The organism is Nocardia sp. NPDC057272, assembly GCF_042668615.1.
Classification (GTDB): Bacteria; Actinomycetota; Actinomycetes; order Mycobacteriales; family Mycobacteriaceae; genus Nocardia.
Genome location: NZ_JBHUYK010000024.1, coordinates 50,327 through 76,396, shown reverse-complemented (window position 1 = coordinate 76,396; position 26,070 = coordinate 50,327). Strand labels below are relative to the sequence as shown.

General features: G+C 66.8%; 23 protein-coding genes. 11 read left to right on the top strand and 12 right to left on the bottom strand.

Annotation, left to right across the window (positions count from 1 at the left end):
* Positions 1–126: 126 nt before the first annotated feature.
* The 9 genes from ACFULV_RS26845 to ACFULV_RS26805 all read right to left on the bottom strand — a co-directional run bounded on the left by ACFULV_RS26845 (position 127) and on the right by ACFULV_RS26805 (position 11,242).
* Entirely contained in the window at positions 127–753 is a 627-nt protein-coding gene (locus ACFULV_RS26845) for a sterol desaturase family protein (protein ID WP_378661365.1), read from the bottom strand.
* Positions 754–878: 125 nt separating this feature from the next.
* Positions 879–1,616, bottom strand: coding sequence for a FadR/GntR family transcriptional regulator (locus tag ACFULV_RS26840; RefSeq protein ID WP_378661286.1), 738 nt, complete (start codon positions 1,614–1,616; stop codon positions 879–881).
* An 87-nt stretch (positions 1,617–1,703) separates the two neighbouring features.
* Positions 1,704–2,345, bottom strand: coding sequence for a hypothetical protein (locus tag ACFULV_RS26835; RefSeq protein ID WP_378661283.1), 642 nt, complete (start codon positions 2,343–2,345; stop codon positions 1,704–1,706).
* Entirely contained in the window at positions 2,342–4,012 is a 1,671-nt protein-coding gene (locus ACFULV_RS26830) for an ABC transporter family substrate-binding protein (protein ID WP_378637948.1), read from the bottom strand. The genes ACFULV_RS26835 and ACFULV_RS26830 overlap by 4 nt, the downstream gene beginning before the upstream one ends.
* A gap of 32 nt (positions 4,013–4,044) precedes the next feature.
* Positions 4,045–5,733: an ABC transporter family substrate-binding protein gene (locus ACFULV_RS26825; protein WP_378661281.1), complete on the bottom strand. Its 1,689-nt coding sequence runs from the start codon at positions 5,731–5,733 to the stop codon at positions 4,045–4,047.
* Entirely contained in the window at positions 5,730–7,427 is a 1,698-nt protein-coding gene (locus ACFULV_RS26820; RefSeq protein ID WP_378661278.1) for an ABC transporter family substrate-binding protein, read from the bottom strand. Before ACFULV_RS26820 ends, ACFULV_RS26825 begins: the two co-directional genes overlap by 4 nt.
* Positions 7,428–7,458: 31 nt before the next feature.
* Positions 7,459–9,303, bottom strand: a complete 1,845-nt coding sequence (locus ACFULV_RS26815; RefSeq protein ID WP_378637955.1) for an ABC transporter ATP-binding protein — start codon at positions 9,301–9,303, stop codon at positions 7,459–7,461.
* Positions 9,300–10,268, bottom strand: a complete 969-nt coding sequence (locus ACFULV_RS26810) for an ABC transporter permease (protein ID WP_378637957.1) — start codon at positions 10,266–10,268, stop codon at positions 9,300–9,302. Before ACFULV_RS26810 ends, ACFULV_RS26815 begins: the two co-directional genes overlap by 4 nt.
* Complete coding sequence (locus ACFULV_RS26805; protein WP_378661275.1) at positions 10,265–11,242, bottom strand: ABC transporter permease; 978 nt, start codon at positions 11,240–11,242, stop codon at positions 10,265–10,267. The genes ACFULV_RS26810 and ACFULV_RS26805 overlap by 4 nt, the downstream gene beginning before the upstream one ends.
* An 86-nt stretch (positions 11,243–11,328) precedes the next feature.
* Between ACFULV_RS26805 and ACFULV_RS26800 the strand changes: the two genes are divergently transcribed.
* On the top strand, positions 11,329–12,156 hold the full coding sequence (locus ACFULV_RS26800; protein ID WP_378661272.1) for an HAD family hydrolase: 828 nt from the start codon (positions 11,329–11,331) through the stop codon (positions 12,154–12,156).
* A gap of 75 nt (positions 12,157–12,231) precedes the next feature.
* On the opposite strand, the gene ACFULV_RS26795 is transcribed toward ACFULV_RS26800, so the two are convergent.
* Positions 12,232–14,574, bottom strand: coding sequence for an N-acetylmuramoyl-L-alanine amidase (locus tag ACFULV_RS26795; protein WP_378661269.1), 2,343 nt, complete (start codon positions 14,572–14,574; stop codon positions 12,232–12,234).
* Between the two features lie 215 nt (positions 14,575–14,789).
* Between ACFULV_RS26795 and ACFULV_RS26790 the strand changes: the two genes are divergently transcribed.
* The gene (locus ACFULV_RS26790; protein ID WP_378661266.1) at positions 14,790–16,289 is read left to right on the top strand and encodes a SpoIID/LytB domain-containing protein; all 1,500 of its coding nucleotides are present in this window, start codon (positions 14,790–14,792) and stop codon (positions 16,287–16,289) included.
* A gap of 32 nt (positions 16,290–16,321) precedes the next feature.
* On the opposite strand, the gene ACFULV_RS26785 is transcribed toward ACFULV_RS26790, so the two are convergent.
* Positions 16,322–16,822: a MarR family winged helix-turn-helix transcriptional regulator gene (locus tag ACFULV_RS26785; protein ID WP_378637969.1), complete on the bottom strand. Its 501-nt coding sequence runs from the start codon at positions 16,820–16,822 to the stop codon at positions 16,322–16,324.
* 104 nt (positions 16,823–16,926) lie between these two features.
* Between ACFULV_RS26785 and ACFULV_RS26780 the strand changes: the two genes are divergently transcribed.
* Entirely contained in the window at positions 16,927–17,943 is a 1,017-nt protein-coding gene (locus ACFULV_RS26780; protein ID WP_378661264.1) for an EamA family transporter, read from the top strand.
* 12 nt (positions 17,944–17,955) lie between these two features.
* On the opposite strand, the gene ACFULV_RS26775 is transcribed toward ACFULV_RS26780, so the two are convergent.
* Positions 17,956–18,582 carry a TetR/AcrR family transcriptional regulator gene (locus tag ACFULV_RS26775; RefSeq protein ID WP_378661261.1) on the bottom strand — a complete coding sequence of 209 codons (627 nt, stop codon included), beginning with the start codon at positions 18,580–18,582 and terminating at the stop codon, positions 17,956–17,958.
* A 103-nt stretch (positions 18,583–18,685) separates the two neighbouring features.
* On the opposite strand from ACFULV_RS26775, the gene ACFULV_RS26770 reads away from it, so the two are divergent.
* From ACFULV_RS26770 to ACFULV_RS26735, 8 genes are all read left to right on the top strand, one after another.
* The gene (locus tag ACFULV_RS26770) at positions 18,686–19,396 is read left to right on the top strand and encodes an SDR family NAD(P)-dependent oxidoreductase (RefSeq protein ID WP_378661258.1); all 711 of its coding nucleotides are present in this window, start codon (positions 18,686–18,688) and stop codon (positions 19,394–19,396) included.
* Between the two features lie 55 nt (positions 19,397–19,451).
* Positions 19,452–20,210, top strand: a complete 759-nt coding sequence (locus tag ACFULV_RS26765; RefSeq protein ID WP_378637979.1) for a MerR family transcriptional regulator — start codon at positions 19,452–19,454, stop codon at positions 20,208–20,210.
* Between the two features lie 111 nt (positions 20,211–20,321).
* Entirely contained in the window at positions 20,322–20,732 is a 411-nt protein-coding gene (locus ACFULV_RS26760) for a hypothetical protein (protein ID WP_378661256.1), read from the top strand.
* 79 nt (positions 20,733–20,811) lie between these two features.
* The gene (locus ACFULV_RS26755) at positions 20,812–21,357 is read left to right on the top strand and encodes a hypothetical protein (protein WP_378661253.1); all 546 of its coding nucleotides are present in this window, start codon (positions 20,812–20,814) and stop codon (positions 21,355–21,357) included.
* Between the two features lie 80 nt (positions 21,358–21,437).
* Positions 21,438–22,091 carry a hypothetical protein gene (locus tag ACFULV_RS26750; protein WP_378661250.1) on the top strand — a complete coding sequence of 218 codons (654 nt, stop codon included), beginning with the start codon at positions 21,438–21,440 and terminating at the stop codon, positions 22,089–22,091.
* A gap of 52 nt (positions 22,092–22,143) precedes the next feature.
* Positions 22,144–22,791: a hypothetical protein gene (locus ACFULV_RS26745; RefSeq protein ID WP_378661247.1), complete on the top strand. Its 648-nt coding sequence runs from the start codon at positions 22,144–22,146 to the stop codon at positions 22,789–22,791.
* A 109-nt stretch (positions 22,792–22,900) separates the two neighbouring features.
* The gene (glf, locus tag ACFULV_RS26740; protein ID WP_378637990.1) at positions 22,901–24,139 is read left to right on the top strand and encodes a UDP-galactopyranose mutase; all 1,239 of its coding nucleotides are present in this window, start codon (positions 22,901–22,903) and stop codon (positions 24,137–24,139) included.
* Positions 24,136–26,058, top strand: coding sequence for a glycosyltransferase (locus ACFULV_RS26735; RefSeq protein ID WP_378661245.1), 1,923 nt, complete (start codon positions 24,136–24,138; stop codon positions 26,056–26,058). The genes glf and ACFULV_RS26735 overlap by 4 nt, the downstream gene beginning before the upstream one ends.
* Positions 26,059–26,070: the final 12 nt, after the last annotated feature.

Genomic DNA, 26,070 nt, shown 5'->3' with positions numbered 1-26,070 from the left:
TTCGAGCGGAGTGCGTCCCGTGCCCGGTACCATACCCCCCTAGGGTATTAATGTGTCAAGTAAAAACCCGGCTCGCCTGATGGTGCGAGCCGGGTCCGAGTGCTGCCCCGAGGCGATGCCTGGGATCTAGCCGGCGTGGAGGTTGCGCGCCGTGGGGGAGGTCGGTGTCGTGGCCGGGTCGGGGGCGGTGCCCAGGAGACGGTCGGCGGTGCCGGAGGTGGTCACGGTGAACCAGTAGTGCTCGTTCTTGTAGTGGTGGTGGCGGTGATTGCGCCAAACAGCCCGGTACAGGGCATGTTTCGGCTTGTAGTCGGTGTGGATCAGGTAGTGCGTCCACTCGTAGAGCAGGCCGAGTGTGGTGATGGTCAGCAGGAAGGTGAGGCCGAGGCCGGTGCGGGGGAAGGCGAGCAGGGCGATCGCGACCAGGGCGACGATCGTGAGCAGCAGCGACTTCGGCGGAATGAAGATCAGCGGGATGTCACGCGGGTCGACGTGGTGCTCGCGGTGTTTGCGGGCCAGCTCGCTGTCGAGAGTCAGCGGGCCGAGATGCCGTGGACGCCAGTGCAGCACGGTGACGTGGATGATCCACTCGATGAGCGGGAACGCGGCCAGAATCACCACGGGGACAAGGGCATCGGTGAGCTGCCAGTCGCCGATGGCGATGCGGGTACTCGCCGCGACCACGAAGACCGCGGCGATCATCCAGGGTGACGGATGCCGGAGGAATTCGCGGGCCGCCTCGCTCAGGGGCATGCTGCGCCGGATCGACCGTGGCGAGCCACGGTCAGGGGTTCGGCGGGTTTCGGTCGCACGGGACTCGTCGGAATCGTGCGACGTCGTTGTCGGACGGTGATCGGTCATGTCATTCCTCGGGTGGATCATGCCCCGTCGAGGGCATGGATCAGGGCGGTGGTCGCCGGCCCGAGCAGTGCTCGGGCGGTGTCGGCGGCCCGTTCCGGCTCGCCCGCGGCGATCGCGGCGGCCAGGTCTCGATAGGCGACGCCATTGCCCACCTCGGTGGACATGATCGGCGCCAGCGCGGCCAAGGCGGGTTCGTAGGCGGCGCGCAGCATGGAATACATCAGCCGGAAGGCGATCGAATCGGCGAGGTCGAGGATGTGGTCCCAGAATTCGAGTGCGATTCTTTGCTGGGTGAGTGGATCCGATTCGGCGACAAGGGAATCGGCGGAGTCGCCCAACAGCGCCAGGTCGCTCGCGACGCGCGGATCGTCCGCCCCTCGCGATCGGACCCGCGCGGCGGCCAGCTCGGCGATCTTCGGCCCGTTGTGCAGCCGCGCCTCGAGAATGCTGCGAGCGACCGCGGGATCGATCGAATCACCCCGAAGCAGCAGTCGCGGAAGCACTTCCAGCCCGGCGCTGCGCCGATAGTCGAGCACCGTCGTCGCCTCGCCTTGCCGAACCGCCACCAGCCCCGCCGCGGCCAACCGCTGCAACGCCTCCCGCACCGCGGGCCGCGACACCCCCAGCGCCTCGGCCAGCTGCCGCTCACTCGGCAGCGTGCTTCCCGCCGCCAGCTCCCCGCCCAGCACCTCGGCGGCGATCTGCTCGAACACATCACCGGAAACCGAGCGCTTCACCACGGGAGTCCATGCCATACCCCGATGATGCGCCCTCGGCGGTAAGAGGTCAAGTGGTCAGACCAGTTGGATCAGGAAAGAAGGGTGGCGAAGCTGCCCGGTGGTTTAGCTGGGGTCGGAGCCCCGGATGGCGGAAAGCCAGGTGAAGGTGGCGGCGGCGACCGTCGTGGTGGCGACGAACGCGCCGAGCCCGCCGTTCATGACATAGACCCACAGCAGGCCGACGAGGGGAGCGCCGACCGCCTGCTGAAGGTCGAGGACCAGACGGCGGGCGATCCCGAACGTGGGCGGATCGACGGGCCGGGAGGGATTGTCCACGAGCTTGCCCGCCGGCTCGGTGGTGCGCACACGCCCCGAGGGGAAGAATCGCGTGCCCCCCTCATGAATGGATCGATCGGTCAGCTCCAGCTCGGCCGGAGTGAGCACCGACAGCGACGGCTCATAGAACACCGGCTGCCACACCATCCGATCACCACTGCTGATCTCCAGCCACGACCGGCTGACCAGCCGATGCTGCTGCCGAACCCGTCTACCGCGCACAGTCCCTGTCGCAACCAGCCCCGTCGGGAAAACCCCGAAGGCAAGTCCGCCTTGATACGCGGTATAGGCGAGTACGGCGAGAGCGACCACGGCGAGCGCACTCAACTGATCGACATCCGCGAACGGCACCCACGCGGCGATCACCGCGAGGGTGCCGCTCGTGACGAGCAGCGGATAGGTGAGTGCGCGCGCCGGGCCGTCGCTCACTTCAGGAAGCCGACCTTGGTGTAGTCGGCGGTGGCAAGCCCGAACGCGCCGTAGTTCGCGAGATTCTCCCGCACCGCATACGTACCCGAAGCCTGGTTCAGCGGAATCGAATAGCCTTCGGCGAAGATCATCTGATCGCACTGATTGGCGAGTTCGCGCGCCTTGTCGGGGTCGAGTTCGGCGATGGTCCGCTCGATCAGGGCATTGAGCTCCGGCGAACCGATCCGTGCCTTGTTGGACTGCAAGTTGTTCGGATCGTAGGCGTAGATCTGCGGCAACGCGCCGAGCGGGAGATAACTACCGCCCCAGCTGAATTGCGCCAGCTCGAAATTTCCCGGGTCGATCACATCCTTGAACAGTCCACTACCCGGCACAGTTTGGATGTTCAGCTTCACCCCGATCTGTGCCAGATTCTGCTGGACGATCTGTGCGGTCTGGACCCAACCGTCCTGCTGGTACATCACATCGCGGATCTCGAGGCGGCGGCCGTTTTTCTCACGCACGTCGCCGTTGAGCTTCCAACCCAGGTCGTCGAGCATTTTCGCGGCCGCGGTCGGGTCGAAGGAGATGGGTGCAGAATTGTCCTGGTACCCCTTCTGCCCGTTCATGAAGATGTGGTTGTTGAGCGGCTTCGGATCGTCGACTACGCCATTCTGGGACGCGTTGACGATGCCCTGACGGTCAATAGCTTTGGAGATAGCGATTCGCACCTGCGGATCTTCGAGCAGTGAACCCGGCGCGCCGTTGAACGTGATGTGCGACCAGCTGGGCTCCGGCGTGCGCCGCAGCACTACGCCGGCGGCCTGCTTCGCGCCGGTGACATTCTCGATGCCGGACATGTAGGCGATGTCGAGTTCGTTGTTCTGGATCGCGGGCAGCCACGCCGAACTGTCGAGCACGCTGAAAGTGATGGTGTCGAGCTTGGGGGTGGCGCCCCACCATGCCGGATTGCGGGTCAACGTGATTCGGTTCTGTCCACGATCGATCGTGCTGATCTGGAACGGGCCCGCGCTCACCGCGAGCCCGTTGCGATCGCGGTCGTTGAACGCGGCGGCGGACTCGGTGGTGGCCTTCGGATACAGCGGACTGAACTGACCCTGCCATTCGGCATAGGGCTGGGAGAAGGTGACGATCGCCTGCCGGTCGTCGACCCCGCGCTCGACCTTCTCCACCCGCTCGAAGCCGCTGGTGGCTGTCATCAGATAGGTCGTGTCACGTCCGCTCAGCGCCGCCGCCTGCGAACGCATGTCCTCCCAGGTGATCGGCGTCCCGTCGGTCCACACCGCCTTGGGATTGATCGTGTAGGTGACCTGCTGCGGGTTGTTGCCGGTGAGCTGGATATCGGTGAAGTAGTCGTGGTTGATCGCCAGTTCCCCGGCCGCATTGCTGGTGTATGCCACTGGCAACGTCGGTTCGATTACGTCACCGGTGCTCTCGGTGCCGCCGTCGACCTGCAGATAGTTGAACGACTCCGGGAATGAGCTCAACACCAGCCGCAGATTGCCGCCATCACGCAGGTCCGCCACATCGTGGGGGTTGATGTCGTTGGTGCTGCCGATCGTGGCGGTGCCCGGTGTTACGGCGTTGTCGGAGGAACAGCCTGACAGGATCAGGCCGACCGCCACGCACGGAATGGCGAACTTGGTACCCAGCGAGCGAATTCGCATGGTGATCCTTCCTTTCCGCGCGTGGCGGAGAGCTACTTGACGAAGCCGACCTTGGTCGCATCTGTCGATGCGAGACCGAAGGCACCGTAGTTGGCTACCGTAGAACGCACCGCAATCGCGCCGGGGGACTGCACGATGGGGAGTGAGAACCCGATATCGAAGATCATCCGGTCGGCCTTGTTAGCGAGCTCGATGGCCTTTTCCGGGTCGAGCTCGGCGATGGTCTCTTCGATCAGCGCATTGAGTTCAGGGGTTCCGATTCGACCCTTGTTGCTCAGCCGGTTGTTCGGATCGTAGGCGTAGATCTGCGGTAGTACGCCGAGCGGCAGAATGCCACCGGACCAGCTGAACTGGACGATATCGAAGTTGCCCGGGTCGACGACATCTTTGAACAGACCATTGCCCGGCACGGTACGGATATTCAGCTTCACACCCACCGCGGCCAGATTCTGCTGAGCGATCGTGGCGATCTGCACCCAGGCGTCCTGCTGGTACATGACGTCGGTCAGCTCGAGCTTTCGCCCGTCCTTCTCCCTGACCTCACCATTGAGCTTCCAGCCCAGGTCGTCCAGCATCTTGGCGGCTGCCGCAGGGTCGTAGGACAATGGGGCGGAGTTGTCCTGGTAGCCCTTCTGGCCCTTCATGAAGATGTGGTTGTTCAGCGGCTCCGGCTTCTCTACCAAGCCGTTCTGGCGTGCGTTCGCGATTGTCTGTCGGTCGATCGCCTTCGAGATCGCAACCCGCAATTGCGGATCCTCGAGAATCGCACCCGGGGCACCATTGAAGGTGAAGTGCGAGTAGGTCGTCGATGGCGCGCGCCGCACAACCAGCCCCGGCGAACCGGCCGCAGTCTTCACTTCCTCGATGCCGGAAACCGAAGCCGCGTCGAGTTCGTTGTTCTGCAGAGCTGCCATGCGCGCGGAGTAGTCGAGCACGGCGAAGGTGATCGTGTCGAGCTTGGGTGTATTGCCCCACCACTTGGGGTTGCGATTCAGCGTGATGCGCTGTTGTGCGCGGTCGATCGCGCCGACCATAAAGGGACCTGCGGATACGGGCAGACTATTACGTGCCCAGTTTTCGAACGTGGCAGGTGATTCGGTGGATGCCTTCGGATAGAGCGGGTTGAACATGCCTTTCCACTCGGCGTAATGCTTGGCGAAGGTGACCACGGCCTGGCGATCGTCGACGCCGCGCTCGACCTTCTCCACCCTGTCGAATCCGTCGGTGCCGCGGACCTGGAACGCGACGTCCTTGCCGCTCAGTGCCTGCGCCTGGGAGCGCATGTCCTCCCAGGTGATGGGAGTGCCGTCAGACCATACTGCTTTCGGATTGATGGTGTAGGTCACCTGTTGCGGCGCGGTGCCGGTGAGTTGGATATCGGTGAAGTAATCGTGGTCGACCGACAGCTCACCCGCCGCGTTCGACGTGACCGTGCCCGGTAGCGTCCATCCGACGACTGCCGAGACATCGGCACTCGCGTCCACGTGGTCCGAATTGAAGGTTTCAGGGAAAGCAGTCAGCGCAAGGCGGAAGTTGCCACCGTCCTGGACTTCACTGACATCCTTGGGATTGATGTCGTTCACGGCACCGATGGAATCTGCGCCGATCTGCGAACTGTCATCGGACGCACAACCACCGATCGCCAACGTCATAGCGAAAACGGGCACCGCGATGCGGAAACCTGCCTGGCGGAGCCGCCTGGCGTACGTTGCTGTGGTCATTTCGTGAATCCGATCTTCGTGTAGTCGTACGTTGCCAACCCGGGGGAGCCGATGTTGGCGAGGGTGGTGCGGGCGCCGAAGCTGCCGTCGGACTGCATCAGGGGGAGGGAGTGACCTTCTTCGAATACCTGGCGGTCGACCTGGTTTGCGAGGGCGATGGACTTCTGGGGGTCCAGTTCGGTGAGGGTTTGCTCGATGAGGGCGTTGAGTTCGGGGGAGCCGATGCGTCCGTAGTTGGACTGGAGGTCGGTGGGGTCGTAGTAGTAGATCTGGCGGATGCTGCTCAGTGGGAAGGGGTCGCCCTCGTAGACGTACTGGGCGGCGTCGAAGTCTCCGGGCTGGATGACGTCGGTGAAAAGACCGGCGGCGGGCTTGGTGTCGATGTTGAGCTGAACGCCGATGGCAGCCAGGTTCTGCTGGATGATCTGGGCGATCTGGACCCAGGTGGGGTCGTTGTACATGACGTCGCGGATCACCAGTTTGCGGCCGTCCTTCTCGCGCACTTCACCGTTGAGTTTCCAGCCGAGGTCGTCGAGTTGCTGAGCCGCGGCGGCGGGGTCGAAGCCGAGACTGTTGTCCTGGTAGCCCTTTTGGCCCTGGAGGAAGATGTGGTTGTTCAGCGGTTTCGGGTCCTCGACCAGTCCGTTCTGCATCGCGTTGACGATGCCCTGGCGATCGATGGCCTTCGAGATGGCAACGCGTACACCCTCTTCGGCCAGGATCGAACCAGGTGCGCCGTTGAAAGTGATGTGGCGCCAGCGATTACCGGGTGCGCGGCGCACCACGAGTCCCTCGGTGCCGCGCACTGTTTTCACGTCGTCGAGGGTAGTCAGGCGAATGAGGTCGATTTCGTTGTTCTGCAATGCCTGGACCCACGACGTAGCGTCGAGCACGCTGTAGGTGATGGTGTCGAGAACGGGTTTGTCGCCCCACCATTTGGGGTTGCGGCCCAGGGTGATTCGGCCCTGGCCACGGTCGGTGGCGCTGACGGTGAACGGCCCGGCGGTGAGCGTGATCGCCTCGGCGAGGCTGGTGTTGAACGCTTCTGGCGTGCTGGTCACCGACTTCGGGTAGAGGGCGGAGTTGCCGGAGAACTGGCCGCGCCAGTCGGCGTAGGGCTTGCTGAAGGTAAGGACGGCCTGCTGGTCGTCGGCACCTCGCTCTACCTTGTCGACGAATTCGAAACCGTTGGTGATCGCGATCAGATAGCTCTTGTCGCGCCCGCTCAGCGCGTGCGCCTGGGAGGCCAGATCCTCCCAGGTGATCGGCGAACCGTCCGACCAGACCGCCTTCGGATTGATCGAATACGTCACCTGCATCGGATCGGTGCTGGTCAACTGGATATCGGTGAAGAAATCGGTATCGATGCTGAGCTGACCTGCGGCGTCGATCTCGTAGGACCGCGGCAGCATCGCGCGCACGATGTAGCCGATCTCGCCGTTGTTGCCGTCATTGGACAGGATGTTCCAGTTGGCGGGGTAGTCGGTGGTCGCGAGACGTAGATTGCCGCCCTCGCGAAGCTCATCGACGCTTTTCGGGTTGATGTCGCTGGTGGATCCGATCGAGTCACTCAGCCCGGTCGCAGACTCGTCGCCACCACCCCCACAACCCGCCACGATCATCCCGGCAGCCACCACCACGGCAGCACATCGCAATCGAGCACTACGCCCTGCTTGCATTCGACGGGTTCTCATGGCGCCTCCTCTTTAGGCTGGACCGACGTTCTCAGCCGCTGACGACGGGTTCCGGTACGGCCGCGATGAGCGAGCGCGTGTATTCGTGCTGAGGATCGGCGAAGATCTGCTCGGCCGGACCGGATTCGACGATCTTGCCCTGCAGCATCACCGCGATGTCGTGGGCGAGGTTGCGCACCACCGACAGGTCGTGGGAGACGAACAGGTAGGACAGTCCGTGCTCGGCCTGTAGGTCGCGCAGCAGGTTGAGGACGCCGGCCTGGATCGACACGTCCAGCGACGAGACGGGTTCGTCGAGGACCAGCAGCTGGGTGTCGAGGGCCAGCGCGCGGGCGATGCTGATGCGCTGCTTCTGGCCGCCGGAGAAATCCGAGGGGTAGCGATCGGCATGCTCGGGACGTAACCCGACCTGCCGCAACAGCTCCGGCACTCGCCGGTTGACCTCTTCTCGGGACCGGCCGTCGATGCGCAGTGGCTCGGCGAGGACGTCGAAGATCGGCAGGCGCGGGTCCAGCGACGAGCTGGGGTCCTGGAAGACGATCTGCATCTTGCGGCGGATCTCGCGGGTGCGCGCCTTGGTGAGGGTGGCGACGTCGTTGCCGAGCACCTCGATGCTGCCCGACTGCGGGGGCGCCAGGTCCATGATCTGCGACAGGGTGGTCGACTTGCCCGAACCGGATTCGCCGACCAGCGCCAGGGTGCGGCCGGCGCGCACGGAGAAGCTGATGCCGTCGACCGCGCGGACCTCGCCGGTGCGGCGGCGCAGCAGCACCCCGGAGGTGAGGGGGAAGGTTTTCACCAGGTCGGTGACGCGCAGGACCACGTCGTCGTCGGTGCGGTCGGGGTGCGCCGGGGCCGGGATCTCCTTGCGGTAGGCCTCGAAGAGCTGGTGCGTGCCGACCTCGGCGGTGCGGATGCAGGCGACCGAGTGACCGGGGCTCACCTTCTCCAGCGGAGGTTCGGCGGCGGTGCAGTCGCCGATCGAGACCGGGCACCGTGGCGCGAACGAGCAACCGGGCGGCAGGGCGTGCATGGCGGGCGGGGCGCCGAGAATCGGGATCAGCGGGGTGCGCGGCGGGCCGTCCATGCGCGGGATGGAGCCGAGCAGGCCGACGGTGTACGGCATGCGCGGCGCCGCGAAAAGCTCTGCGACCGGTGCGGTTTCGACGACCTTGCCCGCGTACATCACGGCAACCCGGTCGGCGACGGTGGCCGCGATGCCCATGTCGTGGGTGATCATGATGACGCCCGCGCCGGTGATATCGCGCGCCTTGCGCAGCAGTGCGAGGATCTGGGCCTGCACTGTCACGTCGAGCGCGGTGGTCGGTTCGTCGCAGATGATCAGCGCGGGATCGTTGGCGATGGCCATGGCGATCACCACGCGCTGTCGCATACCGCCGGAGAACTCGTGCGGGAACGCCCTGGAACGGGCCCTGGCATCGGTGATGCCGACGAGCTCGAGCAGCTCGACGGCCCGCTCGCCCGCGTCCTTGCGGCTCATCTCGCCGTGCGCGAGCAGGGCTTCCGCGATCTGATCACCGATCCGGTACACCGGTGTCAGCGCGGAGAGCGGATCCTGGAAGACCATGCTGATCGAGGAACCGCGCAGCTTCGACATCTGCTTGTCGCCCAGGCCCAGCAGTTCGCGGCCGCGCAGGCGCACCGATCCCTGCACCCGTGCCTGGTCGGGCAGCAGGCCGATCACCGCGAGCGAGGACACCGACTTGCCCGAACCGGACTCGCCGACGATGGCGAGCACCTCGCCGTCGGCGACGGTGTAGTTCACCCCGCGCACCGCCTCGACGCGGCCTTCCTCGCCGGGGAACGAGACCCGCAGGTCGGTGACCTCGAGCAGGGGTGCGGTCGACGCGGTCATCGCTTCTCGGCTTTCTTCAACTCCACCTGCGCCTGGTCCTTGTGCTCGGCGACCTCCTTGCGCGACTTGCGCGCACCGCGGGCACCGGGGTCGAACGCGTCACGCAGGCCGTCGCCGACCAGGTTGGCGGACAACACGATCGTGATCAGCAGGCCACCGGCGAACAGGAACAGCCACGGATAGGTGAGCGCCGATTTGGTGCCCGCCGCGATGAGTGAACCCAGCGAGACGTCCGGCGGCTGCACACCGAAACCCAGGAAGCTCAAACCGGTTTCGGCGCCGATCGCCGCGCCGACGGCCAGGGTGGTGTCGATGATCAGGATCGAGGCGATGTTCGGGACGATGTGACTGAGGATCACCGTGCGAGTCGGTGCGCCCATATACCGCGCGGCGCGGACGAATTCGCGGTCACGCAGACTCAAGGTGAGGCCGCGGACGATGCGCGCGGCGATCATCCAGCCGAAGACGCTCAGCAGCACGATCAGGATCGCGATCGACCCGGATCCCTTGGTGCGCGGCGCGAACAGCGCGATGATGATGAAACTGGGGACCACCAGCAGCAGATCGACGAACCACATGATCGCGCGGTCGGTCCAGCCGCCGAGCAGCCCGGCCACCGCACCCGCTGTCGCGGCGATGACGCTGGAACAGATCGCCACACAGAAGCCGATGATCAGTGACTTCTGCAGGCCGCGCATGGTCTGGGCGAGCACGTCCTGACCGATCTGGGTGGTGCCGAACGGGTGCTCGAGGCTCGGCGGTTTCAGCAGCGCCTTGTAGTCCATCTGCTGGTAGTCCCACGGCAGCAGTGGCGGCAGCGCGAAACTGGCGACCAGCAGTACCACCAGGATCACCGCGCCGACCACAGCGGGCTTGTTGCGCAGAAAACGGCGCCACACGAGTTTGCGACGCCCGGCGGCGGCGACCTCGGGTGCGCCGACGGCGATGAGTTCGGTTTCGGTCATGAGACACGCACCCTCGGGTCGAGCAGGGCAAGGACGACATCGGAGAGCAGGCCCGACACCAGCACCACCAGGCCGGCGAACGCCGTCACCGTCACCACGACGTACAGGTCCTGGGCGTTGATCGAGTCGACCAGCCATTCGCCGACACCGTGCCAGCCGAAGATCTTCTCGACGAAGGTGGCACCGGTGATCAGGCCGCCGAGGCTGTAGGCGAACAGGGTGGCCATCGGAATCAGCGCGGTGCGCAGGCCGTGTTTGTAGAGGGCTCGATTACGGCTGAGGCCCTTGGCTCGCGCTGTTCGGATGAAGTCGCTCTGCAGTACGTCGAGCATGGCGTTGCGCTGGTAGCGGCTGTAGCCGGCCATGCCGTAGAGCGCCAGCGCCAGGGTCGGCAGCACCAGATGTTGTGCGCGGTCGACCATTTCGTTCCAGAAACCGTTGACCTGAGTGGCCGACGTCTCGCCGGTGTAGAGGAAGATCTGTGAACCGGTCATCGTATTGATCTGTAGCGCACCGTATTTCAGCAGTGTCGCCAGCAAGAAGATCGGTGTCGAGATGATCAGCAGCGAGAGCACCGTCGAGAAATAGTCGCTGAACTTGTACTGCCGGATCGCCCCCGCCGCGCCGATCAGCACGCCGAGCACGGTGCCGATGACGGAACCGAGAATCAGCAGCCGCAGACTCACCGCCACCCGCCTGCCCAGTTCCTCGCTCACCGGCTGCCCGGCCAGGGTGGTCCCGAAATCTCCTTGCACGACGCCGCCGAGCCAGGTGAGATAGCGCTGTGGGATCGGCTCGTCGAGATGCAGCTGGTCGGCCTTCGCGTCGATCACCGACTGCGGCGGGCGTGGGTTGCGCTGCTCGAGACTCTCGAGCGGGTTGAACGTGAGTGATGCGAGGCTGAACGTCAGAAATGATGCCAGCAGAAGGAGCACAACGTAGTTGAGTGTGCGCCGCAACAAGAAGCCGGTCATCAGTCCCCTCTGGATCGGGTAATCAGGCCCTGATCATAGGGACAGTCCGGCGTCCCCGCGTGGCGACGTGCGGCAGGATAGATGGGATGACGCACCTGCACCCGAAACCGCTGCTGGTGGCCAGCGACGTCGACGGCACCTTGATCGACGATTCCGACAAGATCTCGGCGCGCACCAAAGCGGCCGTCGGGGCCCTCGTCGCCGACGGCGCCACCTTCGTGCTCGCCACCGGCCGCCCGCCGCGCTGGATCGACCCGGTCGTCAGCGAACTCGGGTACGCACCGCTCGCCATCTGCGGAAACGGCGCGGTCATCTACGACAGCGCCACCGATCGGGTGCTGTCGAGCCACACCCTCGATGTCGAGACCCTGAGCTGGCTGGCCGACGTCGCCGAGCACGCGCTGCCGGGTTGCGGCCTGGCCACCGAGCGGGTCGGGGCCAGCGCGCACGACGCCGTGACCCCGCAGTTCGTCAGCTCACCGACCTACGAACACGCCTGGCTCAACCCCGACGACACCGTCGTCTCACACGCCGAGGTGATCGACTCACCCGCGATCAAAATGCTCATCCGGCTCAGTTCGGCCCGCAGTTCCGACATGCGCGCGGCGCTGGCTCCGCTGATCGGCGACCGCGCCGAGATCACCTACTCCACCGAGAGCGGGCTGATCGAGCTGGCGGTGCCGCAGGTGACGAAGGCGTCCGGGCTGGCCGAGGTCGCGCGCCGGATCGGCGCCGAACATTCGTCGATCGTCGCCTTCGGCGACATGCCCAACGATGTACCGATGCTGGCGATGGCCGGGCACGGCGTCGCGATGGGCAACGCCCATCCCGAGGCCCGGGCGGCGGCCGACGAGGTGACCGGCAGCAATATCGACCACGGTGTGGCGATGGTCCTCGAACGCTGGTGGAGCTAGCGCCAGCACGCCGATAAAACGGCCGGTGCCCCTCGCTCGGAGGGTGCACCGGCCGTTCTTCGCCGTGACCGGGGGTTAGCCGATCGGGGCGGGTTCGGGAGCCGGCGGGTCTGCCGGAACCTGCTCGAGCGGGATCTGTTCAGCGGGTACAGGTGGGGCCTGTGGTTCCGCGGGGACCTGTGGGTCGGCCGGCGCCGGCGCCGGAACCGCCAGTCCGAGCGTCGGGGCGGTGGGGGCCTGACCCGGCTTCGGCTGACCGTTCATCTCCTGCTTGTAGGTCTCGTCGTAGGTCTTCCAGAACGTCGTGACGATGCCCGTGAGCTCGTTGAGCACCAGCGAACCATGCTGGAAGTCGGTGCGTAGACCGTTCGGGACGAGGTAGGAACTCCCGGTCGGCAGGCCGAGGACGCCCGAATCGGCGCCCAGGCTCAGATACTTGTCGAGAATCGCGCCGACCACCTCGAATACCTGACCGCCCTCGCCCGAATAGACGAAACCGTTGGCGAACTTCGCGTACTGACGGCCCTGCGCGCCCGAGATCAGGTCCGACTGCGGTGCGCCGAGCGGACCGTCGACCCCGCCTTTGGCCACCCAGTGCTTGGCGATCGCGTTGTCGACGGACAGGCCGAGGAACTTGTCCACCATCGCGCCCAGTTCGGCCATATTGCCCTGCGGCGCACGGGCTTGCTGGCTCGGCGGACGGTTCACCGTCGGGGGCGAGGTATAGGTGCCGGAATTGCCCGCCGCGATCCCGCGGATGCGATCCATCAGCGCGTAGGCGGCGTCTCCGGGGCAGTCGGTGTTGCCGACATCGCGGTGGGCGAACACCACCGGCAGATCGACCGCTTCGTCCTGGGCGTACGGCGTGAACTCGGTGCCCTCGGAGTACATCGTGGTCGTGCCCTTGGGATCGATCCCGGCGAGCTTGGCCCGCCAGCCGATGAACTTGCCGATCGCGTTGATCGCCTCGTTGCTCGGCTCCTCGGTCTCGTAGTTGCCCATCAGCGCCACACCCGCGGTGTTCTCGTTGAAACCGCCCGCGTGCGCGCCCTGGACCGCGCGGTCGAGGCCACCGTAGCGGCCCTCGAAGATCTGGCCGTACTGGTCGACCAAGGCGTTGTAGCCGACGTCGCACCAGCCGAGCGTCTCGGCGTGATAGGCGTAGATCGCGCGGACGATGCCCGCGGACTCGGAGCGGCTGTAGTCGTTGCGACCGGCCGTGTGGTGCACGGTGATGCCGCCGACGCCGTCGTCGTAGGTGGGTTCCTCGCAGCGGATCGACTCGTCGGCACCCCACTGCGCGCGGGTGATGACCCTCGGTCCGCCACCGGGCAGCGCCGCGGCGACGTCGTTGAGCGCGGCATCGATCGCGGCCCGCCCCGGATTGATCAGGACGGCCTTGAGCGCGGCCTCGGTGAGGTGGGCCGGGTCGTGGTCCGGGCCCGCGGTGGGCTTGCGGGTGACCAGCATCTGCACCGCGGTGGTCTCGCCGACGTAGATCGGTTCGGTGCCGGTGGGTGCGTCGGCCGGGGTCTGATCGGTGGCCCTGGTATCGACCGGATCGGCGTTGTACCAGGGGCCCCAGTTGCCGTCGAGCTGGCGAGCTCGCAGCTTGGTGGTGGTGTTCGCCATGTCGCGGGCGGTGACGGCGACCATGCTGAACGGGGTGTCCTGGGTGAGTTCCTTGACCTGCGCGCCCACCTGGTCGATGACGTCCGCGCCGACCGCGCCCGGCGAGAGGGCGGGAGTGTCGGGGGTCGTGCCGGGTTCGAGGTTTTCCGGGTCGGCGATGAACTTGGCTCCACCGGAATGGCTTCGGGACACCGGGGCACCGGTCGCGGGCGCGGGCGCGGCCGGAGGCTGGGCGGCGGGCGCCGGTGTGGCCGAGGTCGGCGTGGCTCCGGCGGGAGCTTCGGGTGCGCCCGGAGCGGGAGGTTGGGCTTGGGGTGTCGCGGCCGGCGCAGGCGGCGCGGTCGGGACCGACGTGCTCGGGACCGGTGGGCGCGCAGGCGTTGCGGCCCCAGGTGCCGCGGCGCCCGGCGTGGCCTGCTGCGTCGGGGTCGGCTGCGGCTTTGTCGGCAGCTGCGGCAGCTGGATCTCGGTGGGCAGCGCCACGCCCGGGGGCACCGGCAATCCCGGGGGGATCGGGATCGAGCTCGGCAGCTGCAACATGCGCAGGTCCGAGAGGTGCAGGTCGGGCAGGTCGAGGCCGGTCAGGTCACGCAGCGGGACCGTGATGTCGGGAGCCGAGGTCAGCGCGACCTCGGCCAGCTGCGTCGGCACGGCCGCGACCTGGGAATCGTTCGCGCTGCGGTAGTCGGTCGAGTCGCTGAGGGCGAACGCGCCGATCGGTGCGGCGACAACAAGGGTCGTGACCACCGGGAGCACGTAGGAACGTTTCGGCTTTCGGTATCGCACGTGCGACTCCTATCGGGTCGAGCTCGTGTTTTCCGCGCATGTGATGCTTGCTTCCTCTAACCTCACGCATCACACTAGTTAACATACGTCACACATCTCAACCTCAACTCGAGACTTATGTGATTGCTCGAATGTAGCCCTCGGATCCCGCTAGGCGACGACGACATGCCGACGCGAGCTCCGCCGGTCGAACCGCGAAACCGTGGGAGCGCAGTATGAGAGCGGACATCAAGATCACCCGCAGTACCGGCCGTGGCACCCGTCGCCGGGCCGTGCCGATGATCCGGACCGTGCCGCTGCCGGTGCTGGTCAGCGGAACTGTGCTGGCGATGGCCGGGGCGATCGGGCTGTGGCAGATCGTGCCGGGGCAGATCACGCCTACCGTCGGCGCCGGACACGGTCGCGGCATGAGTCAGGTCGGGGCCTTCGACAACGCGCGGGCGGGCTGGACGGCCGAGGAGATTCTCGGGCACTACTACCCCGGGGCTGATCTCGGGCAAATCGGCCCGACAACGATCGGTGTCCGGCTCCAGGCGCAGGACGACGCCACCCTCGACACCTTCGCCGCCGCCGGTGCGCAGGTCGCCGGTCGCACGATCGGACCCGGCGACGCGGCCCATCTCACCCCGCTGCCCGACGGCGGGGCGAACGTGGTGGTGACCGCGGGCTGCGACGGCGAAGTTCTGTGGCAGGCCGCGACCGACGATCCGTTCGTCTACCCGGTCGGCGCCGGTGCGGGCAGACCCGCCGACGAACATCTGACCCTCTGCGGCGGCACTGCCTACCGCGGCGCGCTCGGGGTGGCGCTCGAAGGCGAGTCCTTCCGCACCGTCAACCAGGTGGACCTAGACGACTATTTAGCCGGCGTACTACCCGCGGAAATGCAGGCCAACTGGGCAGACCAGGGCGCCTTCGAAGCCCTACGCGCGCAAGCGATCGCGGCCCGCTCCTACGCGCTCGCCGAGAGTCGCTACGCCTACGCGAAGACCTGCGACACCACCGACTGCCAGGCGTATCCCGGTACGGTGAAAGAGGATTCGCGCAGTACCGAGGCCGTCGCCGCCACCACGGGCACGGTGTTACTGCGTGACGGGCAGATCCTGCGCTCGGAATACTCGGCGGCGCCGGATGGCGGCAGGCCCGCCGATATCCAGACCTTCGAGGTCGGACCGGCGCCCAGTGAACTCGTCGAATCCGCTCCCGCCCCAGTGGTTCCCGCGACACCCGCCCAGCCGGATCTGACCATCGAGGCACTGGCGGGTGAGTCGGTGATCGACACCGAGTACCGGCGGATCGGCGGTGCGAGCAGTTCGGTGGGCGAGCCGATCGGTCCGGAAATGCTGCTGCCGCAACGGGCGGGCACGTATCGGCTGTACACCAACGGCGTGATCGTCGCGACGAAGACGCTCGGCGCGCAGGTCGTCGACTTCTCCACACTGCTCCAGCTCGTTCCGGACGCGGGTGACCAGTTGCCCGCGACGGCTTCGGGCCGGCCCACACTGACGATGCCGGAAGGCACTGTCCCCCAGGTCGTTTCACCGGGCAATCCGCAAGGCGTGCAGTTCCCTTCGGATGCCGAGGTCAGGGGCGAGCCGGTACACGGTCCGGTGAATCCCGCTGCGCCCGGCGCACATATCGGGGTACCGCGCAGCCCGGCCGTTGATGGGGTACCACACGGGCCAGTCGCCGTCCCCGGCGTGCACGACGGGGAGTAGACAGCCGCAAACGCTGGGCCGCTCTGCGTGGGTCAGTCGAGCGTCGTGTCGTCCAGCGCGACGGCCAGGGTGCGCAACAGGTCGGCGAGCTGCTCGCGGTCCGTGGCGCCGAGGGCGGAGAGCAGGCGCTGCTCGTTGGCCACATGCAGCGGCAGCAGCCGGTCGACGAGTTCGCGGCCCTCGGCGGTGAGCCGCACGAAGACCGAGCGGCGATCGTCGGGGGAGGGGACGCGCCGGACCAGGTTCTTCGCGGCCAGGCGGTCGATCCGGTTGGTGATGGCCCCCGAGGTGACCATGGCGGCGCGGTTGAGCGCACCGGCGGTGAGGCCGGTCTCGCCGCCGGAGCGACGCAGCGTGGCGAGCACGTCGAACTCCCAGAATTCCAGGCCGTGACCTGCGAAGAAGCGTTTCAGATCCTGTTCGAGGACACGCGAGAGCCGGGTGATCCGGCCGACGATCGCCATCGGTGACACGTCGACATCCGGGCGCTCGATGTTCCAGTGCTCGGTGATCAGGTCGACCGCGTCGCGCATCTGCTTTTTCCTCTCGGTTGAAACTCTTAATGTTCATCTACTTGACGCAGAGATACCTAGGCGAGTAGATATTTCAACGTTGAGATTATCAATCAGGAGTGAACATGACGACCGCAACCCGCTCCACCGGCTACGCGGGCACCCTCGCGCTTACGGCTCTCACCCCGATCGTGTGGGGCTCCACCTACGCGGTGACCACGGAATACCTGCCCCCGGACCGGCCGCTGTTCACGGCGCTCATGCGCGCGCTCCCCGCCGGATTGATCTTGCTCGCGCTCACCAGGGTGCTGCCGCACGGCAAGTGGCTCGGTCGGGCCGCGGTACTCGGCGTGCTCAATATCGGCGCGTTCTTCCCGCTGCTGTTCCTGGCCGCGTACCGGCTGCCCGGTGGTGTCGCCGGGGTACTCGGCGCGGTGGCGCCGATGTTCGCGCTCGGATTCGCGGCGGTGCTGCTGGCCGAAGCGCCGACGCGGCGCAAGGTGATCGCGGGCGTCGTCGGGGTGTTCGGCGTCTCGCTGGTCGTGCTCCGCGGCAGCGCCGAACTCGATCTCCTCGGTGTGGTCGCCGGTCTCGCCGGTGCGGCCTCGATGGGCGCGGGAACCGTGCTCACCAAGAAATGGGGACGTCCCGACGGTGTCGGCCCGCTGGCGATGACCGGGTGGCAGCTCACCGCGGGCGGGCTGTTCATCGTGCCGCTCGCCCTGCTGATCGAAGGCGCGCCGCCCGCGCTCGACGGAGAGGCCGTCGGCGGCTACCTGTACCTCGGCATCATCGGCACCGCGCTGGCCTACTGGCTGTGGGTCCGCGGAATCTCGCGGGTGCCAGCGACTTCGGTGTCCTTCCTCGGTCTGCTCAGTCCGGTGTCGGCCGCGGTGATCGGCTGGATCGCGCTGGGTCAGGCGCTGACCGCGCTGCAGATCCTCGGCCTCGGTGTCGCGCTCGCGGCTACCGTCTTCGGGCAGATGCCGTCGAAGTCTGTCGACGGCCCCGTCGGAGATGTGGCGGGAGAACAGGATTCGCCTGCGGGTGTGGCGCCGGATCCGGCCGAGTGGCGCACTGATGCCGAGCCGACCGTGAATTCGGGTGCACCGGAGCTGGTTTCGGCGACAGTTCGGGTCTGAGCGCTGATCGGGTCAGCCGCGCATCGCCTGCATCAACTGGTCCTCGGTGAGGGCCGGAACCGGCAGGGGGTGCGCGGCTTTCGCGCGTAGGCCGTCGAAGATGAGGGCGAGGTTGCGCCGCCAGAGGTCGGGGGCGACGGTGCTGGTGGCGGCGAGAACGCTGATGTGGGACCAGGTGATGAAGGCGATGTCCTCGAGGGTCCAGTCCGGGCGAAGGGCGCCGGCTTCCTGGGCTCGGACGATGATGCGGCGCATGAGGCTGTGGCCGTATTCGCGTGCGTGTTCGACGGCGGCGCTGGGGGGATTCCGCAGGGCGAGGTCGCCGAGGATGCGGTCGGACGCCTGGAGTTCGCAGATCTTCTCGACCAGAAAGACGAACGACTCCCACGGGTCGGTGATGTCGAGTGCTTGTTCGGCGACCCGGCCGCCCGCTTCCAGCCGGTCGGCGACGGCGGCGGCGATCAGTGCGTCGCGGGTGGGGAAGCGGTTGTAGAGGGTGCCGATCGCGACGCCCGCGTGGGCGGCGATGTCCTTGAGCGGGGCGTCGAGCCCGCGTTCTTCGAAGATCTCGCGGGCTGCCGTCACCAGCGCGACGCGGTTGCGTTCGGCGTCGCTGCGCAACGGCTTGTCCTCGGGCATCCGCTGATCCTACAAATCCGATGGCCGAAATATCTTGAGCATGGGTTCAACTTAGTGCTACGTTCGGCATAACTTGAACCAACACTCAACTTAGGGGTATCGGATGAGCACGCTCGCGATCTTCGGCTACGGACCAGGACTCGGCGCCGGGACAGCACGACACTTCGGCCGCAACGGTTTTCGGATCGCGGTGATCGGCCGCGACCCGGTAGAACGGGCCGCGGCCCTGCGTGCGGAGGGCATCGACGCCGAACCGTTCATCGCCGACGTCACCGATCCCGCGCAACTGCTCGACGTGATCGGCCGGGTCGAGGAGAAGCTGGGGCCGATCGACGTCGCGCTGCATTCGGCGGCCGCCGATATGTCGGTCCGCAGCGCCACGACCATCGACGTCGACCTGCCGTCCCTCGCGCTGCCGATCGCGCTCAAGGTGCACTCGCCGATCCTTCTCACCCGCGCTCTGCTACCCGCGATGCTCGCCCGCGGCAGTGGCACGCTGTTGTTCACCTCCGGCGCCTCCGAGGAGTATTTGCAGCCCTACCTGGCCAATGTCGGGGTCGCGCTGGGGGCCCAGCGCGCGTACGTGCGGCAGCTGGCACGCGAAGTGGAAGGCAGCGGCGTCTACGTCGGGCTGTTCGCCATCGGCTCGCTCATCGAGAACAGTGCGGTCCAGTCGGTCATCGACGCCGACCCCGACCTCGTGCCCGCCGGGCTGGTGCTGCCGCGGATCGGCAATGCCGAGCTCGGCGCGCGGTTGTGGCAGATGTACACCGAGCGCGACACGGTCGAGGTCGAGGTCGGTTTCGCCTCTTGACATTGACGTAGCGTCAACTTGCAGAGTGGAGGTACCGACGAGAAAGGAGCAGGTCATGGTGGGTGAATGGTCCATTCAGGACCTCGCGAAGGCCGCGGGAACCACCAGTCGTACGTTGCGCCACTACGGGCAGCTCGGGCTGTTGGAGCCGAGCCGGATCGGGGCCAACGGCTATCGCTACTACGACCAGACCTCCCTTGTTCGGCTGCAGCGAATTCTGCTGCTGCGCGAACTCGGCCTCGGCCTTCCCGTGATCGCCGAGGTCCTCGCCGGGGAACAGGACACCGCCGGTGCGCTGCGCACCCATCTGGAACTGCTTCGACAGCTGCAGGATCGGGTGGCGCGACAGATCGAATCGGTGTCGACCACTCTGCACAAGACGGAAAGAGGTGAACCACTCATGGCCGCAGAGGTTTTCGATGGTTTCGACCACACGCAGTACAAGGACGAAGTCACCGAGCGCTGGGGTAAGGAAGCCTACGAGAGCGGCGATCGCTGGTGGCGTTCGCTGACCGAGGCCGAGAAGAAGGGCTTCCAGCAGACCCAGCTCGACATCGCCACCGACTTCGGAAAGGCCTTCACCGCAGGACTTCCCGTGGAAGGCGACGTCGTCCAGGCGATCGTCACCCGGCATCGCGCCTGGCTCGGCGTCGGCACGCAGGGCAAGGCGGTATCGAACGAATACCTGCTCGGCCTCGGCGAAATGTACGTCGCCGACCCCCGCTTCCGGGGCAACTACGACGTGCACGGCGAAGGCGTGGCCGAGTACATCCTCGAAGCCTTCCGCGCCTACGTCGCAGCTCATCCCGCCTGAGCGGTTGACGGGCGCACGATCGGGTAGTGAGGTGACAATCGCCCACGCAGTGCTCGATCGGGCGTCGCGCCGTATAACTGACGGCGACGTCGAGAAACAGCGGGGGCAGTGGTGGAACAGGTGCGGCCGGAGCGGCCTTCGCGTGCGGTGACCGCGCTGATCGCGGGCTGGCTCGGAGTGCTGGTCGGCGCGGCGGGAATCTTCGTCGGCACGGCGACCGCCGTACTCCGCGTGCTCGGGCGCGAGATCGACCTCGACTACGTGGGCGCGGGGATCGTCGGCGGGCTGGGGGTGGTGTATCTGCTCGGGGCGGTGCTGCTGTTGCGGCGGCGGATGCTCGGCAGGCGACTGCTGCTCACCATGGCCGCGGTGATGGCGGGGGCGACGTTGCTGGTCGTCGTACTCAACGGGGCCAGTCATGGCTGGCGGTTCGGGCCGCTGGACGCGTGGCTGGCGCTCAACGTGGTGATCCTCGCGCTCAGCCTGAGTGAGCCGACGCGGCGCTGGACCATCACGCGATAGGCCGTGGCGGTGGCGGTCGGCTCGACGCGCGTGGTTCTCGAACTCGGTACGCCGCGGCCGATGGCGCTACGGTCGGGGGATGGTCGTGCTGGAGACGAAGTCGAAGAGCGGTGAGGTGGCGGCGATCGTCGCCGTGTGCCTCGCGGGAATCGCCGCCGCGGCGAATCTGGTGGGTGCGGTGGTTCTCGTGCGGTCGTTCCTGAGCGATCCCGGCGAACTCGACGACTCGCTCACGCTGTTCGCCACGCTCGGCGCGCTGGTCTCGATGTTCGCGTTCGCTTACGGCGGCCTGCTTCTGGCGCGCAGGGACGACACCGGGCGCTGGGTGATCGTGGTCGCCGCCGGTGCGCAGCTCGCCCTCGGGGTGCTCGGCCTGCTCGCCACGCTCGTGAACTACGACTCCGGGTACGGAATCCACTGGTTCGCCGGCGAACCCGTCATCCGCTCGATTTCGACCGGCCTCGGCGGGGTACCCGGCGCGGTGACGGCGATCGTGAATCACAGTTGGGCGGCGGCACTTTCGGGCGCGCTGTTCGCTGGGCTCGTGCTGTTGTCCGCGGCGCTGCCGTGGACCGCGGCCTACACACTCGCTCGCCCGGACGATGTTGTCGGACCGAACGTATAGTTTCAGCAGGTCAGCATTGCCTCGGGGGCCGGGAAACGAGATAGCGGCTACAGGGACAGCTCGCCAGGAGGGGGAACACCATGGGGTATCCGTACGGCCCACAGCAAGGCTATGACCCGTACGCGGGGCAGGGGTATGCGCAGCCTGGCTACGGACCCGACCCGTACGGCGGTCAGCCGGGCTATCCGCAGCCCTATGGCGCACCCGTCCAGAATGGTTATGGCGCACCGGCTTACGGCGCCGCGCCCTATCCGTACGCGCCGGGCTACGGTGAGCCGCGAGCGGGCGGCGGCACGGCGATCACCGCCGCGGTCATCTCACTGCTGCTGTCGCTGCTCGCACTGGCCGGCCTCGGTATCGCCGCGGTGATCCTGTTCGGCGAGAACACCGGGAGCGCCGCCGGGGACGAGGTCCGATCCGCGGCGACCGTCAGCCTGCTGGTCGGGGCCGCGGTGGGCCTGCTGTGGTTGCTCGGCGCGATTCTGCTGTTCCGTCGCAAGACCGCGGGCCGGGTGATCCTCATCCTGCTGTCCACGCTTGCCCTGATCTTCAGCGCGATATCGATCGCGGCGGCGGTCTCGAGCGGGTCGGAAGAACCTGCGGTCACCCTGATCGGCGGCATCATCACCAGCATCATCCCCCTCCTGATCCTGCTCCTGGCCGCCGCACCGTCCACGGGCCGCTGGATCCGAGCAGGGCGGCCGGGCGGTTATCAGCAATACCCGCAGTACTGACGGTCAACGCCAGCTGTTCGACCGGCGGTGACGGCCGGCAGGAGAGGATTCGATGGGGTACCCGCACGGCCCGCAGCAGGGCTACGACCCTTATGCCGGGCAGTCTCACCCGGGGGGCGTGCCCTACAGCAGCCAACCCGGCTACGGCGCACAGCCGTACGTCACGCCTGAATACAGTGCCGGCGCACAGGCTTTCGGCGCCGCACCCTACCCCGGCTATGTGATACCAGGACCCGGCAGGCCGTCCGCAGGTGGCGGCACCGCGATCACCGCCGCCGTGATCGCGTTGCTGGTGTCGCTGGGTGGGCTGACCATCATGGGGATCGCCGCGGCGGTCATTCTCTTCAGCGAACCGAACACCGCGTCCGAAGACGAGTTCCGCTCCACGCTGACGATCATCATCGTGATCGGAGCCGTGCCCGCACTGCTGTTGCTGATCGGCGCACACCTGCTGTTCCGGCGCAAGACCGCGGGCCGGGTGATCCTCGTCCTCGTGTCCGCGCTCGCCCTGCTCTACCTCGCGGTCAACGCCGTCATCAGTCCGATGGAGGCCGAAGGTCAGGAGATGGTTTTCGCGCTGTTCGGTGTGGTCATCGTCGGCTCCGTGCCGCTGGTGCTCCTGCTCCTGGCCGCCGCACCGTCCACGGGCCGCTGGATCCGGGCCGGGCGGCCCGGCGCATACCCGCCGCAGGGGTACTGACAGCGTCTGCTGGGTCGGTCGCTTTCCGGAGGGAGGGATCAGCCCTGGTCAAGGCGTGGTCGGAGACTCCGCCGGGACAAACTGTGGTCTTCCGATACGCTGGGCACCCGTGACCGCCGCATCGTCCTCGGGTAACTCCGTCAACGCAGATTCCAATGCCCCGGCAAACCAGTACGACCTGATCGTGGTCGGCTCCGGTTTCTTCGGGCTGACCGTCGCCGAGCGTGCAGCGAACGTGCTGGGCAAGCGGGTATTGGTGATCGACCGCCGCTACCACCTGGGTGGCAACGCCTACTCCGAACCCGAACCGGAAACCGGTATCGAGATCCACAAGTACGGCGCCCACCTGTTCCACACGTCGAACAAGAAGGTCTGGGACTACGTCACCCAGTTCACCGAGTTCACCGGGTACCAGCACCGGGTGTTCGGGCTGCACAAGGGGCAGGCGTACCCGCTGCCGATGGGCCTCGGCATGATCTCGCAGTTCTTCGGCCGCTACTTCACCCCGGAAGAGGCGCGCAAGCTTATCGCCGAGCAGGCCGCCGAGGTCGAATCCGCCGACGCGCAGAACCTCGAGGAGAAGGCGATCTCGTTGATCGGGCGCCCGCTCTACGAGGCGTTCATCCGCGACTACACCGCCAAGCAGTGGCAGACCGACCCGAAGGAACTGCCCGCGGGCAACATCACCCGCCTGCCGGTGCGCTACACCTTCGACAACCGCTACTTCAACGACACCTACGAGGGTCTGCCCAAGAACGGCTACACGAAGTGGCTGGAGAACATGGCCGCCTCCGACCTCATCGAGGTCAGGGTGAACACCGACTGGTTCGACGTGCGTGACGAGCTCGTCGCGGCGAACCCTGAAGCACCCGTCGTCTACACCGGCCCGCTGGACCACTACTTCGACTACGCCGAGGGCGAATTGGGCTGGCGCACCATCGACTTCGAGACCGAAGTCCTCGAGACCGGTGACTACCAGGGCACCAGCGTCATGAACTACAACGACGCCGACGTCCCGTTCACCCGCATCATCGAGCCGCGCCACTTCCACCCCGAGCGCGACTACCCGACCGACAAGACGGTCATCATGCGCGAGTTCTCCCGCTTCGCGCAGACCGGCGACGAGCCGTACTACCCGATCAACACCCCCGAGGACCGCGCCAAGCTGCTGGCCTACCGCGAGCGGGCCAAGCAGGAGACCGCCGAGAAGAAGGTGCTGTTCGGCGGCCGTCTGGGTACCTACCAGTACCTGGACATGCACATGGCGATCGGTTCGGCGCTGAGCATGTTCGAGAACGTGCTGCGTCCGCACCTGGAGTCCGGCGCGCCGCTGGTGGACGAGGCATGACCACAGCGATGCTCGAAGACGTGACCACCGAAACTCGCGCCATCTCGCTGCTGCAGCGGGTGATCCTGCCGCGGCCGGGTGAGCCCCTCGACGTGCGGACCCTCTACCTGGAGGAGTCCACCACCAACGCCCGTCGCGCGCACGCCACCAGCCGCACCGCGCTGTCGATCGGCGCGGAGTCTGAGGTGTCGTTCTGCACCTACTTCAACGCGCTGCCCGCCAGCTACTGGCGTCGCTGGAGTGTGCTGAAGTCGGTGGTTCTTCGCCTGGAACTGGCCGGACACGGCCGGGTGGACGTCTACCGTTCCAAGGCCGACGGCTCGCGAATTCACGTGCAGGGCAAGGAGTTCGCCGTCGCGCAAGGCGCGGACTCGGTGGACGTGGAGTTCGAAACCGACCTCGGCCCGTTCGAGGACGGTGGCTGGATCTGGTTCGACATCACCACCGACACGGCCGTCACGCTGCTGGCCGGCGGCTGGTACGCACCGCAGCAAGCGGCGGGCACCGGGTCGATCGCGGTCGGCATGCCCACCTTCAACCGGCCGACCGACCTGGTCAAGACGCTCGGCGCGCTCGGCTCGGATCCGTTGGTGCTCGACAACATCGCCGCGGTGATCGTCGCGGACCAGGGCAACCGCAAGGTGGTCGACGAGCCCGGTTTCACCGAAGCCGCCGCGACTCTCGGCGACCGGCTCTCGATCTGCGATCAGCCCAACCTCGGTGGTTCCGGCGGATACAGCCGGGTCATGTACGAGGCGCTCAAAACCGACGCCGAGTACATCGTCTACATGGACGACGACATCGAGATCGAACCCGACTCGATTCTGCGTGCGCTCGCGTTCTCCCGGTTCGCGAAGTCGCCGCTGCTGGTCGGTGGGCAGATGCTGAACCTGCAGGAGCGTTCGCACCTGCACAGCATGGGTGAGGTCGTCGACCGCGGGATCTTCATGTGGTCCTCGGCGCCCAATGTCGAATACGACCACGACTTCTCGAAGTACCCGCTCAAGGACCGCGACAACTCCAAGCTGCTGCACCGGCGCATCGACGTCGACTTCAACGGCTGGTGGACCTGCGTGATCCCGCGTCAGGTCGCCGAACAGATCGGTCAGCCGCTGCCGCTGTTCCTCAAGTGGGACGACGTCGAGTACGGCCTGCGCGCCCGCGAAGCCGGCTACCCGACCATCACCCTGCCGGGTGCGGCCGTCTGGCACATGGCCTGGTCCGACAAGGACGACGCCATCGACTGGCAGGCCTACTTCCACCTGCGCAACCGCCTCGTGGTGGCGTCCCTGCACCTGCCCGGCGACGGCAAGCCGATGATCGTGAACACGATCAAGGCCACCCTCAAGCACCTGCTGTGCCTGGAGTACTCCACGGTCGCCATCCAGAACGAGGCGATCCGCGACTTCCTGGCCGGTCCCGAGGGTCTGTTCGACCTGCTGCCCACCGCGCTGGGCAAGATCCACGGCATGCGCAAGGAGTTCCCGGACGCCGTGGTCGTGCCCTCGTCCACCGAACTGCCGCTGGCCAACCGCCACGGCGTCGGCGCGGTCGGCGAACCGGGCAACCCCATCGCCAAGGTCGCGCGCCTGGCCAAGGGCGTGGTGCACAACTTCCGCAAGGCCGATCCGGCCGCTTACGAGACGCCGCAGCTCAACGTGCCGACACTGGACGCGCGCTGGTACCTGCTCTCGCAGGTCGACGGCGTCACCGTGACCACCGCTGACGGCCGCGGCGTCGTCTACCGCAAGCGCGACCCGCGCCAGGCCCGCGACCTGCTCAAGGAAGCCATGCGCCTGCGCAAGGAACTCACCGCCCGCTTCCCGGAGATGCAGCAGCGCTACCGGGCCGCGCACGCCGAGCTCACCAGCACGGCGGCGTGGGAGAAGACCTTCGGCCTGAACGGAACCGAGAAGTGACCGACACCGAAC

Coding starts and splice junctions, on each gene's coding strand:
- ACFULV_RS26845 (WP_378661365.1), bottom strand. CDS start 753: ATGCCCCTGAGCGAGGCGGCCCGCGAATTCCTCCGGCATCCGTCACCC.
- ACFULV_RS26840 (WP_378661286.1), bottom strand. CDS start 1,616: ATGGCATGGACTCCCGTGGTGAAGCGCTCGGTTTCCGGTGATGTGTTC.
- ACFULV_RS26830 (WP_378637948.1), bottom strand. CDS start 4,012: ATGCGAATTCGCTCGCTGGGTACCAAGTTCGCCATTCCGTGCGTGGCG.
- ACFULV_RS26825 (WP_378661281.1), bottom strand. CDS start 5,733: ATGACCACAGCAACGTACGCCAGGCGGCTCCGCCAGGCAGGTTTCCGC.
- ACFULV_RS26820 (WP_378661278.1), bottom strand. CDS start 7,427: ATGAGAACCCGTCGAATGCAAGCAGGGCGTAGTGCTCGATTGCGATGT.
- ACFULV_RS26815 (WP_378637955.1), bottom strand. CDS start 9,303: ATGACCGCGTCGACCGCACCCCTGCTCGAGGTCACCGACCTGCGGGTC.
- ACFULV_RS26810 (WP_378637957.1), bottom strand. CDS start 10,268: ATGACCGAAACCGAACTCATCGCCGTCGGCGCACCCGAGGTCGCCGCC.
- ACFULV_RS26805 (WP_378661275.1), bottom strand. CDS start 11,242: ATGACCGGCTTCTTGTTGCGGCGCACACTCAACTACGTTGTGCTCCTT.
- ACFULV_RS26800 (WP_378661272.1), top strand. CDS start 11,329: ATGACGCACCTGCACCCGAAACCGCTGCTGGTGGCCAGCGACGTCGAC.
- ACFULV_RS26790 (WP_378661266.1), top strand. CDS start 14,790: ATGAGAGCGGACATCAAGATCACCCGCAGTACCGGCCGTGGCACCCGT.
- ACFULV_RS26785 (WP_378637969.1), bottom strand. CDS start 16,822: ATGCGCGACGCGGTCGACCTGATCACCGAGCACTGGAACATCGAGCGC.
- ACFULV_RS26780 (WP_378661264.1), top strand. CDS start 16,927: ATGACGACCGCAACCCGCTCCACCGGCTACGCGGGCACCCTCGCGCTT.
- ACFULV_RS26775 (WP_378661261.1), bottom strand. CDS start 18,582: ATGCCCGAGGACAAGCCGTTGCGCAGCGACGCCGAACGCAACCGCGTC.
- ACFULV_RS26770 (WP_378661258.1), top strand. CDS start 18,686: ATGAGCACGCTCGCGATCTTCGGCTACGGACCAGGACTCGGCGCCGGG.
- ACFULV_RS26765 (WP_378637979.1), top strand. CDS start 19,452: ATGGTGGGTGAATGGTCCATTCAGGACCTCGCGAAGGCCGCGGGAACC.
- ACFULV_RS26755 (WP_378661253.1), top strand. CDS start 20,812: ATGGTCGTGCTGGAGACGAAGTCGAAGAGCGGTGAGGTGGCGGCGATC.
- ACFULV_RS26750 (WP_378661250.1), top strand. CDS start 21,438: ATGGGGTATCCGTACGGCCCACAGCAAGGCTATGACCCGTACGCGGGG.
- ACFULV_RS26745 (WP_378661247.1), top strand. CDS start 22,144: ATGGGGTACCCGCACGGCCCGCAGCAGGGCTACGACCCTTATGCCGGG.
- ACFULV_RS26735 (WP_378661245.1), top strand. CDS start 24,136: ATGACCACAGCGATGCTCGAAGACGTGACCACCGAAACTCGCGCCATC.